Annotated in this window: 3 protein-coding genes; all 3 read left to right on the top strand. The window is 69.6% G+C overall.

Annotated elements, in window-relative coordinates; all coding sequences use genetic code 11:
• On the top strand, positions 1-296 hold a 296-nt coding region (locus ACFU7Y_RS43490), incomplete at its 5' end, for a hypothetical protein (RefSeq protein WP_380771983.1).
• 337 nt (positions 297-633) lie between these two features.
• Positions 634-1,302 carry a hypothetical protein gene (locus tag ACFU7Y_RS43485; RefSeq protein WP_380771981.1) on the top strand — a complete coding sequence of 223 codons (669 nt, stop codon included), beginning with the start codon at positions 634-636 and terminating at the stop codon, positions 1,300-1,302.
• Between the two features lie 265 nt (positions 1,303-1,567).
• The gene (locus ACFU7Y_RS43480; protein ID WP_224283022.1) at positions 1,568-1,933 is read left to right on the top strand and encodes a hypothetical protein; all 366 of its coding nucleotides are present in this window, start codon (positions 1,568-1,570) and stop codon (positions 1,931-1,933) included.
• Positions 1,934-1,960 lie beyond the last annotated feature (27 nt).

The following is a 1,960-nucleotide window of genomic DNA, read 5'->3' as shown; positions in this document are numbered from 1 at the left end:
AACCCGTTCAGGCGTTTGGAATGTCGTCGGTCTTGATGGCGCTGACAAACGCCGTCCACGCCTCGGCGGTCGCCACTTCCGCCAAGCTCTCCGGCGCCCTCGACGCCATCCGCACCAGCCTCGCCCGGCTCTCGCTGGACGACGACCAGGCCGGCTACCTCGCCGACCACTTCAGCGAGGCCTCCGCCGGGCGGATCGTCCACCAGCTGGTCGAGTTCGGCGAGGTGCGTGCGATCGCCTTCATCGGCATCGAGTCCGCCCACCCGATCCACCTCTGCGGGGCGGCGCCCGAGTGATCGGTCGGCTCACCTGGGCCCGCATCGAGATGTGGTGGTGTCTCGGCACCTTCCGTGCGGGACCGTCTCGGACCCGGACCAGGCACGCCGGGTCGCCGAGCTGCTCGACGAACTGGTGGTCATCCTGCTGCGCTGACCCGGCCCGCCCGTCGGACTTCCACAAGTTCGTCACAAGAGCGCCCGGCCGCTCCCCTCGACGGCCACGTCCCTGAAAGCATCGCTGCCGGGCATCGGGGAGGTGCCAGGGGTGCGATCGATGGGGGTTGCGATGAAGGCTCGGACCAGGGACGCGCGGCCGCCCGGCGAAGTCCGACGGCCCCCCGGAGAGGTCGTCCGCGTGCCGACGCAGGTCCTGTTCCTGCTGGCCGGGCTGGCCATCACCGTGCTCGGCTTCAACTGGTTCGTCGACGGCTACCACGCGGTGGGCGCCTACGAGCACGCCCCGGTGTGCGGCACGGCGGCGGCCACGCCCGGCGCGGACTGCGTACTGCGCGAGACCGGCAAGGTGACGGCGCGGGACGTCCTCACCGACTCCGACGGAGGCACCACCTACAAGCTGACCGTGGCACACGAGACGGGCCCCGCGCACACCTATGAGGTCGGCGAGGCCTTCTACGACGACGCGAACGTCGGTGTGGACGTGGACCTGGCGGTCTTCCGGGGGCGCGTGTCCGAGGTCTCCTACGACGGGCACCGCTCCCGGACCCCGAACACGCCCTGGCTGACCTCCCTCAAGGTGGCCCTCCTGGTCGGCCTGGGGGCGGCCCTCACCGCCCACGGCCTGACCCGGTGGCGTTCCGGCGCGGAATTGGGCCCCGCAGCCATCGGCGCCGCCATCGTCCTCTTCTCACACATCGGCAGCCTCGTCCTCATGACCGCGCAGTGGCCGCTCGCCGTCACCCTGGGCATCGCCGTCCTCGGGTGGCCGGTCGTGATCGCCGCGGGCATGGAGGCTCGGACGACTGACGCTCCCGGCCCCGACCCGGAAGGGCAACCTCTCTGGTGAACACTCTGGAACACCCGCCGCGTGACGGTGCTCTCCTGGCTTGCCTGGTGCGGGATCGCGGCGACGACGGACCGACGGTTCCGGCCTGGGCGAAGCGGCTCACCGTGCCGTTGCCGTCGCATTGGCCGGCGATCCAGAGTGAGCCCACCCGAGAGTGGGTCAGGAATCCGTAGGATCATGATCTTGCCGGACAACCTTTCCTTCCACGGCATCTCGACTACGCTCGCCAGGGTCACGGCCAAGATCGAACGAGGGGGGTACATCCATGCCGTACGAGATCGGCGCGAAGGTGAAGCTGACCATGGATGTGCAGGTCACCGCAGACGGCACAGCGGCCAGGACCGGCTTTCCCGGTCCGCTGTCCCTGGCCGAGGGCTTGCAGGGCATCGTCACGGGCTCGGCGAAGGAAGCCGGCGGCGTTGCCCAGGACCACCTCGCGAGCTTCGACCAGCAAATCCGCGGCCGCCAGTTCGATCCCTTCGCGGCCGGCCTGATCGAGAACCTTCGTCAGCAGGTCATCCAGCACTCGGCGTACGACGGCGGAGCCGGTGCTCGGATCAGGTACAGGGTGCGCTTCGAGAACGGGTTCGTTCTCAACGGTCTTGAAGAAGACTGGCTGACCGGAGCCTGAATACCCGCCACCGCGCCCCCGCAGGCC

Source organism: Kitasatospora sp. NPDC057542 (assembly GCF_042801945.1).
Taxonomy (GTDB): domain Bacteria; phylum Actinomycetota; class Actinomycetes; order Streptomycetales; family Streptomycetaceae; genus Kitasatospora.
Note: the sequence above shows the minus strand (reverse complement) of the source record. Positions and strands in the feature narration are given on the sequence as shown.

What these genes read in the sequence shown, in the direction of transcription:
- ACFU7Y_RS43480 (WP_224283022.1), top strand. Translation starts at nt 1,568, where the DNA reads ATGCCGTACGAGATCGGCGCGAAGGTGAAGCTGACCATGGATGTGCAG.